This is a genomic window from Vasconcelosia minhoensis LEGE 07310, assembly GCF_015207255.1.
Lineage (GTDB): Bacteria > Cyanobacteriota > Cyanobacteriia > Phormidesmidales > Phormidesmidaceae > Vasconcelosia > Vasconcelosia minhoensis.
In genome coordinates, this window is the sequence record NZ_JADEXG010000008.1 from 104,445 (window position 1) to 112,515 (window position 8,071).

The following is an 8,071-nucleotide window of genomic DNA, read 5'->3' on the forward strand; positions in this document are numbered from 1 at the left end:
GTTTAAGTTTAAAGCACGAATAGCAGGATGCGGCGACATGAGCAGCGCTGACGGGCAATGGCAGTTTTGGATTGACCGGGGTGGCACCTTTACCGACGTGGTAGCAAAGCGGCCCGACGGTGAGATTGTGGTGCATAAGCTGCTGTCAGAGAATCCCGAGCAGTATTCAGACGCGCCGGTTCAGGGCATTCGGGACTGTCTGGGTCTGGGGCCAGACGACCCAATCCCCGCCGAGCAAATTGCCGGAATCAAAATGGGCACCACCGTCGCCACCAATGCGCTGCTGGAGCATCAGGGCGATCGCACTTTGCTGATCATCACCCAGGGCTTTGGCGACGCGCTCAAGATTGGCTATCAAAACCGGCCCAATATCTTTGCCCGCCAGATTGTGCTACCGCAGATGCTCTATGAGCAGGTCGTTGAGATTGAGGAGCGGATTAGTGCGCAGGGCAAAATCCTGACGCCGCTCCAGACAGAAATGGCCCGGAGTCAGCTACAGGACGCCTATGATGCCGGGATTCGCAGCTGCGCGATCGCGCTGATGCACGGCTATCGCTATCCCGACCACGAGCAGGCTCTAGCCGAACTGGCTGAGCAGATTGGCTTCACCCAGGTCTCCGTCTCCCATCAGGTGAGCCCGCTGATGAAGCTGGTCAGCCGGGGCGATACCACCGTCGTTGACGCCTACCTTTCGCCAATTTTGCGGCGCTATGTTGATCAGGTCTCCAGTCAAATCTCGGGTTCAGAGCCCGCAGAGGGGGACTCTGGCCCAGCGCTGATGTTTATGCAGTCCAACGGCGGCCTCAGCGATGCCCGGTTTTTTCAGGGGAAGGACAGCATTCTGTCGGGACCAGCGGGCGGCATTGTCGGCGCGGTCAAGACCAGCCAGCTAGCCGGATTTGAGAAAATCATCAGCTTTGACATGGGCGGCACCTCTACGGACGTTGCCCACTATGCCGGGGAATACGAGCGCACCTTTGAAGCAGAAGTGGCCGGGGTACGGCTGCGGACGCCGATGATGGCGATCAACACCGTCGCGGCGGGCGGCGGCTCGATTGTGCAGTACGACGGTTCGCGCTATCGGGTGGGGCCAGCCTCCGCTGGGGCCAATCCGGGACCGGCCAGCTACGGGCGGGGCGGCCCGCTGACGGTGACGGACTGCAATGTGCAGGTGGGCAAGCTCCAGCCCGATTTCTTTCCCCGAGTCTTTGGGGAAAACGCCGATGCGCCCCTGGATCGGCAGGTCGTCGCCGAAAAGTTTAAGCAGCTCACCGCCGAGATTGGCGATGGCCGCAGCGCCGCTGCCGTGGCCTCAGGATTTCTCAGCATCGCGGTCGAAAAGATGGCCAGCGCGATTAAGAAAATCTCGCTGCAGCGGGGCTACGACGTCTCGAAGTATGCCCTCTGCTGCTTTGGCGGGGCGGGCGGTCAGCACGCCTGCCTGATCGCCGCAGCGCTGGGCATGAAACAAATTTTGATCCATCCCTACGCGGGAGTGCTCTCGGCCTATGGAATTGGCCTAGCCGAGCTGCGGGTGCTGCGGGAAGGGTCGGTAGAAGCTCCGCTAACGGCTGAGCTAGACCTGTCGCCGCGCTTCTCTGAGCTAATCGCAGACGCAGAGACCGAACTTAGCCAGCAGTCAGTTCAGCCCACCGAAGTTGAGACCCGACAGCGGGTTCACCTGAAGTATGACGGCACCGACTCGACCCTGCTGGTTAACTTTGATTCCCTAGCAGGAATGCGTCAGCAGTTCGAGGCCCGCCATCAGCAGCGCTATGGCTTCGTCGTCGAAGATAAAGATCTGATTGTTGAAGCCATTTCGATTGAGCTGGTGGCCCAGACCGAAAAAGCAGATGAGCCCCAGCTCGAAAAACAGGCTCAGATGTGCGACCCGGTCGCCCAGGTGCAGGTCTATACCGCCGATGCCTGGCACGAGGCTCCCGTCTATCAGCGGCAGGACCTCGGCCCAGGGAATCAGGTTTCAGGCCCCGCCCTGATTGTAGAAGCAACCGGGACGAACGTGATCGAGCCGGACTGGCGGGCTGAGGTCAGCGATCGCAACCACCTCATCCTCACCTACCAGGCCCCTAAAAAGTCCTCAGACAGTACCGACATCAGCACCGAAACCGCCGACCCGGTAATGCTGGAGATCTTTAACAATCTGTTTCGCTCGATTGCCGAACAGATGGGAACCACGCTGCAAAACACCAGCTACTCGGTGAATATTAAGGAACGGCTCGATTTCTCCTGTGCGATCTTTGACCAGCAGGGCCAGCTGGTGGCAAATGCGCCCCATATTCCGGTGCATCTGGGGTCGATGAGTGAGAGTGTGCGATCGCTGATGGACAGCCACGGCGAATCTCTCCAGCCGGGCGATGTGTATGTATTGAACAATCCCTACCATGGGGGAACGCATTTGCCCGACGTGACGGTGATTACGCCCGTATTCGATACTGACAAAGGTCGGATTATCTTCTATCTCGCCTCTCGGGGACACCATGCGGATATTGGCGGCATCACGCCGGGCTCGATGCCCTCTGATAGTACTTCCGTAGAGCAGGAGGGGGTACTGCTAGACAACTTCAAGGTCGTGGAGGCCGGGCGGTTTCGGGAAGCGGAGCTGCGGCAGGTGCTGACGGCAGGTCAATATCCGGTGCGCAACCCGACCCAGAATATTGCCGACTTGCAGGCGCAGATTGCCGCCAATGAGAAGGGGGTACAGGAGCTGCGGCGGATGATTGAGCAGTTTGGGCTGGATACGGTGCAGGCCTATATGGGCTATGTGCAAGACAATGCCGAAGCAGCGGTGCGGCGGGCCATCGATCGGCTTAGCGACGGTCAGTTTACCTATGAGATGGACAGCGGCGATCGCGTCCAGGTGGCGATTCGGATTAATGGGCGCGATCGCAGTGCCACAATTGATTTTTCCGGCACCTCGCCCCAGCTCGACAACAACTTTAACGCTCCGGCAGCTATCTGCAAAGCGGCAGTGCTCTACGTATTTAGAACCCTGGTCGAAGACGACATTCCCCTCAATGCGGGCTGCCTGAAGCCGCTGGAAATCATCATTCCCGAGGGCTGTTTACTCAATCCTAAATATCCCGCCGCCGTCGTCGCAGGTAATGTAGAAACCTCCCAAACCATCGTCGATGCGCTCTACGGGGCGCTGGGCGTCCTTGCTGCCTCTCAGGGCACGATGAACAACTTCACCTTTGGCAACCAGCGCTACCAGTACTACGAAACCATCTGCGGCGGCTCTGGGGCAGGACCTGATTTCGACGGTACAGACGCCGTGCAGACCCACATGACTAACTCTCGTCTGACTGATCCAGAAGTCTTGGAATGGCGCTTTCCCGTCATCCTAGAAAGCTTCTCTATCCGCCCCAACAGCGGCGGCCACGGCCAACATCGCGGCGGCCACGGCGTCATCCGGCGACTGCGCTTTGAGGAGCCGATGACGGCAGCCATCCTCTCTAGCCATCGGCGTGTCCCTCCCTTTGGCCTAGCCGGTGGTAAGCCAGGCACCGTTGGCCAAAACTGGATTCAGCGTCAGGATGGCAGCCGCGAGGAGCTAGAAAGTACGGCTACGGTGGATATGGCCGTCGGCGACGCCTTCATCATCGAAACCCCCGGCGGTGGCGGCTTTGGCATAAGATAAGATGCCTAACATTTACTTGCTGGGTAAGGTATACATTGCCTCCTGAGGTACAGGAGTCACGGCTATCTACCAACCTCACTGTCTTTAAGGATGCTGTCTTGACAACTTTAAGGGTCATAGCATAATGCGTATCAACCTTGGGCGTATTGTAAGCCGAGATGACACAGCTGCTGGGCGTGCATTTACTCTCATCATTCAGGTTCTCATTATTCTCTCGCTCGTTTCGTTCTCACTCGAAACGTTACCAAGCCTCTCATCTCGCTGGTAGCGGGTACTGCAAGCCTTTGAAGTATTCACTGTTGCCGCTTTTACGGTTGAATAAATTCTTCGAGTTATTTTTGTGGTGGGCAGTAGCAACTTTGACAACTGTTGGCTATGGCGACGTTTATCCCGTTACGGCAGGCGGAAAAATTTTCACGACTCTAATTTTGTTTATTGGGCTTGGGATTGTTGCAGTACCAGCTGGTCTCATTTCCTCTGCTCTATCAGAGGTATGGCGCGAAGAAGCAGAATTAGGTGCAAATTTACTTGAAAACGTTCAGACGTAAGCAGCTTGTGATCGCGCGTTCCTTTAATCCGAATACACTGGTCTAATCATGCGCCGGGATTCTATCTTCTACCAGCTGTTTCAGCAGTCGCCAGAGCTACTATTTGAGCTGTTGGACAATCCGCCGCCCAATGCTCAGGACTATCGCTTTGACGCCGTCGCGGTCAAGGAACCGACGTTTGAAATCGACGGCGTCTTTCTGCCCCCAGAGACGACCGGATTAGTATACTTTTGCGAAGTCCAGTTTCAAAAAGACGAGCAGCTCTACGAGCGACTGTTTGGCGAATCGTTTCTGTACTTCTACCGCAATCGAGACCGCTTTAGCGACTGGCAAGCCGTCGTCATCTATCCCTCCCGTTCGACTGAGCAAGGAAATTCGCTGCCCTACCAGGACCTACTAGCGGGCAGTCGCGTTCATCGAATATACCTGGATGAGCTGGGTGAAATAGACCAGCTGCCCTTGGGAGTCGCCCTGATGGTGCTGACCACAGTTCAGGAAAGTCAGGCCGCAGAGGCAGCCCGCGAACTGCTGGCCCGTTCACAGGAAGAGCTACAGCCAGAAGCGAGTCGTGCCATCATAGAAAGGATAACGACGATTGTGGCTTACAGATTTACAAACTTGAGTCGGCAGGAGGTTGAAGCCATGCTAGGAGTAACCCTACAAGAAACGCGGTTTTATCAGGAGGCCAAAGCAGAGGGTGAGCAAATTGGGGAGCAGCGCGGACGGCAGGAGGAGGCGCGATCGCTGGTTCTGCGGCTTCTATCTCGGCAGGTAGGTCAACTACCGGAGCAGGCGCGATCGCGGGTTAACAGCTTGTCCCTTACCCAGCTAGAAGCTCTAGGCGAGGCGCTGCTAGAGTTCTCAAGCCTGTCTGACCTAGAGACCTGGCTTTCAGTTCAGGAATGACTATAGAGCCTAAGCAGGGTGGCGCAATTAATTGTGGATGTCATTCTATATAGCCCAAGGGACATGTAGGCGCACAGCTCCACAGGAGCAGCGAAGCTGAGGAATCTCTACTCGGTCACGACACCGCCCCGCACTCAAGTGACAGGGCTAAGCTAGCAAAACCCACTCAAGGGCTTGAAGCTATAGGCCTCTTATTGGCCTCTGTCCTGGCCAATGAACCTTCTATCGCCAGTTCCTTCAGTGGACTTGTCTCAGTCACCACTGAGTCTCAACTCAGCGAGGGGCGGCGGGGCTCAGCCAGCCCTGTCCTAGACCGAGCCCAATACCGGGATGTTATTTTAGTGCTGCTCCCTTATCTGGTTCAGCTTTAGAGCGCTGCCGACGCTGGCGGAGCAAGCGGCCACCACCGACGACCCCACCTATGGCTAAAATGCCCAGGGTAGAGGCAGGCTCTGGTACCGACTGTATGTCATCATCAGGCACGTCCTGTTCCTCATCGTCAGGCACTTCCTGCTCGTCATCGTCAGGCACTTCCTGTTCCTCATCATCAGGCATATCCTGTTCCTCATCGTCAGGTTCTAACGCAGTGGGTGTGAGGAGAAAGCCATGTCTCGCATTGTCTATTGTCCCGACTCCGGTAATTTGCCCGAGGTCGTTAATGCCAAAAGCATTGCCTAGCAAAAAGCCAGAGCTGGGATCAATCAGATCGTTCAGGTCTTGCATACCGTTGAGATCTTCATACAAAAAGGCTCTGAACGCACCGCTGCTGGTTTGGGAACTGCCCACGACCTGGCCCAGATTGTTGATACCCCTGGCACGGCTGCTGTCGCCGCCTAAGGTGCCGAGGTCATCGGTAGCCGGGTTAATCGGCTGGTTGGGCTGCGTCCGAAACGCGCGGATCGCACCGCTGCTGGTTTGGGAGAAGCCTACGACCTGACCCGCTTCGTTGATATCCCTGGCTAGGCTGTCGTCGCCGCCTAAGGTGCCGAGGTCATCGGTAGCGGGGTTAATCGGCTGGTTGGGCTGCGTCCGAAAGGCGTGGGACTGACTGTCGGTGCCGGTGCCGGATCTGCCTACGACCTGGCCCGCTTCGTTGATGCCATAGGCTGCGCTAGAGCTGCCGCCCAGGGTGCCGAGGTCATCGGTAGCGGGGTTAATCGGCTGGTTGGGCTGCGTCCGAAACGCGTGGAATTGACCAGTGCTGTTTTGGGATCCGCCTACGACCTGGCCCAGGTTGTTGATGCCAAAGGCTTCGCTAGAACCGAAGGGTCCGCCCAGGTCACCCAGGTCATCGGTAGAGCGGTTAATCGGCTGGTTGGGCTGCGTCCGAAACCCGTGAATTGCACCGGTACTGGTGTCATTGAAGTGGCCCACGACCTGGCCCGCTTCGTTGATGTCCCAGGTTTCGCCGAAGCCGCCGCTCAGGGTGCCGAGGTCATCGGTAGCGGGGTTAATTGGCTGGTTGGGCTGCGTCCGAAACCCGTGAATTGCACCGGTGCTGATGGGGGAGTCGCCCACGACCTGGCCCAGGTTGTTGATGCCTCTGGGTATGCTGTAGCCGCCGCCTAGGGTACCCAGGTCTAGGACGCTAAATCTGAAAGTTGCCGCGGTTACCGGCTGGGAGGTGGCCAACCCGACGGTCGAGATAGCGGTTAACGCTAGCCCCAGCTGACATAGTTTTGTTGTCATAATTATTAACGCTTGATTGATTTCCTGCAATAACAACTTACGGTTAAAACGGCTTACATAAATCAGCAAGGTATCAAAGTTTACTCAAGCTTTATCCGTCGGCAAACATTAAGTGAAGCGCTGAAATCGTTTCTGGCTAACGCTTACCGCTGCTGACTATAGCTGACCGTTTGCGCTCATAGGTAAATGTACTGTCGAACCTGAGAAGAAAGGAATCCCAACCCCGATAAACCTAACACCATGAACAACTTCACCTTCGGCAATCAGCGCTATCAGTACTACGAAACACCAGTATTACGAAACGATCTGTGGAGATTCCGGGGCCGGTCCTAACTTTCCAAGCACAGACGCCGTCCAAACCCATATGACCAACTCCCGCCTCACCGACCCAGAAGTCCTGGAATGGCGATTCCCTGTGATCCTGGAAAGCTTCTCGATTCGCCCAAATAGCGGCGGCCACGGCGTCATCCGGCGTCTGCGCTTTGAAGAACCGATGACGGCAGCTATCCTCTCCAGCCATCGGCGCGTTCCCCCCTTTGGCCTAGATGGCGGTAAAACCGGCACCGTTGGCCATAACTGGATTCAGCGTCAGGACGGCAGCCGCGAAGAGCTAGACAGCACCGCCACCGTCGAAATGGCCGATGGCGACGCCTTCATCATCGAAACCCCCGGCGGCGGCGGCTTTGGTCATCTGTAAAAAGGCAATGATTTTTAGCTCAGATTCTTGATACGGAAATTCTCTATGCCATCTGCTACATTGTCGGCTAGATAAAGATTTTCTCCGAATAGAAAATTAGCCCGTTACCCTAGCGCTCTGCTATCACCAAATGTTCAATAATCTTAGCCGGATCGTAAACCGAGATGAGACAGCTGCCGGACGGGTATTCACACTCGCGATACAAGCTCTTATTGTCCTTTCAATTGTTTCGTTCTCACTTGAAACATTGCCCAACCTTTCTGACTTTTGGCAGCAAGTACTCCAAGCTTTTGAGGTGTTCTCCGTTGCTGTCTTTACGATTGAATATGTTCTCCGAGTTTCCTTCGCCGAACGAAAACTGGCATTTATCTTCAGCTTCTATGGCCTAATCGACCTGCTGGCAATTCTGCCGTTTTACGTAACTGCTATACTCTAGCCGGTTCGGGCTTGAACTAATTCTATAGTCATGGTGAAATTGAGTTAGCCCACCCAAAAGACACCGCGGTCATGATTCAACTAGAGTTCAGCGAAGCCGACATTAGCGCACTTGAATACGAGCGCTATCACCACCCT

The 8,071-nt window shown here is 55.9% G+C and carries 4 protein-coding genes and 2 pseudogenes; 5 read left to right on the top strand and 1 reads right to left on the bottom strand.

Translation table 11 applies throughout. The annotated features are described in order from the left end of the window. Nucleotides 1-37: 37 nt before the first annotated feature. The 3 genes and pseudogenes from IQ241_RS05465 (at nt 38) to IQ241_RS05475 (ending at nt 5,112) form a co-directional block, all read left to right on the top strand. Nucleotides 38-3,658, top strand: a complete 3,621-nt coding sequence (locus tag IQ241_RS05465) for a hydantoinase B/oxoprolinase family protein (protein WP_193905399.1) — start codon at nt 38-40, stop codon at nt 3,656-3,658. A 320-nt stretch (nt 3,659-3,978) separates the two neighbouring features. Continuing rightward, a pseudogene (locus IQ241_RS26360) lies at nt 3,979-4,206 on the top strand (potassium channel family protein); the annotation flags it as partial. 48 nt (nt 4,207-4,254) lie between these two features. After that, nucleotides 4,255-5,112 carry an Rpn family recombination-promoting nuclease/putative transposase gene (locus tag IQ241_RS05475; protein WP_193905400.1) on the top strand — a complete coding sequence of 286 codons (858 nt, stop codon included), beginning with the start codon at nt 4,255-4,257 and terminating at the stop codon, nt 5,110-5,112. A 333-nt stretch (nt 5,113-5,445) separates the two neighbouring features. Here the strand turns inward: IQ241_RS05475 and IQ241_RS05480 are convergent, their stop codons facing one another. Continuing rightward, complete coding sequence (locus IQ241_RS05480) at nt 5,446-6,801, bottom strand: PEP-CTERM sorting domain-containing protein (protein WP_193905401.1); 1,356 nt, start codon at nt 6,799-6,801, stop codon at nt 5,446-5,448. A 237-nt stretch (nt 6,802-7,038) separates the two neighbouring features. Between IQ241_RS05480 and IQ241_RS05485 the strand changes: the two are divergent. Beyond that, nucleotides 7,039-7,498, top strand: a pseudogene (locus tag IQ241_RS05485) (hydantoinase B/oxoprolinase family protein); the annotation flags it as partial. 130 nt (nt 7,499-7,628) lie between these two features. Beyond that, on the top strand, nt 7,629-7,934 hold the full coding sequence (locus IQ241_RS05490; RefSeq protein ID WP_193905402.1) for an ion transporter: 306 nt from the start codon (nt 7,629-7,631) through the stop codon (nt 7,932-7,934). Nucleotides 7,935-8,071: the final 137 nt, after the last annotated feature.

Bases quoted from the DNA above. Each gene is read 5' to 3' on its own strand.
- IQ241_RS05465 (WP_193905399.1), top strand. From the start codon at position 38: ATGAGCAGCGCTGACGGGCAATGGCAGTTTTGGATTGACCGGGGTGGC.
- IQ241_RS05475 (WP_193905400.1), top strand. From the start codon at position 4,255: ATGCGCCGGGATTCTATCTTCTACCAGCTGTTTCAGCAGTCGCCAGAG.
- IQ241_RS05480 (WP_193905401.1), bottom strand. From the start codon at position 6,801: ATGACAACAAAACTATGTCAGCTGGGGCTAGCGTTAACCGCTATCTCG.
- IQ241_RS05490 (WP_193905402.1), top strand. From the start codon at position 7,629: ATGTTCAATAATCTTAGCCGGATCGTAAACCGAGATGAGACAGCTGCC.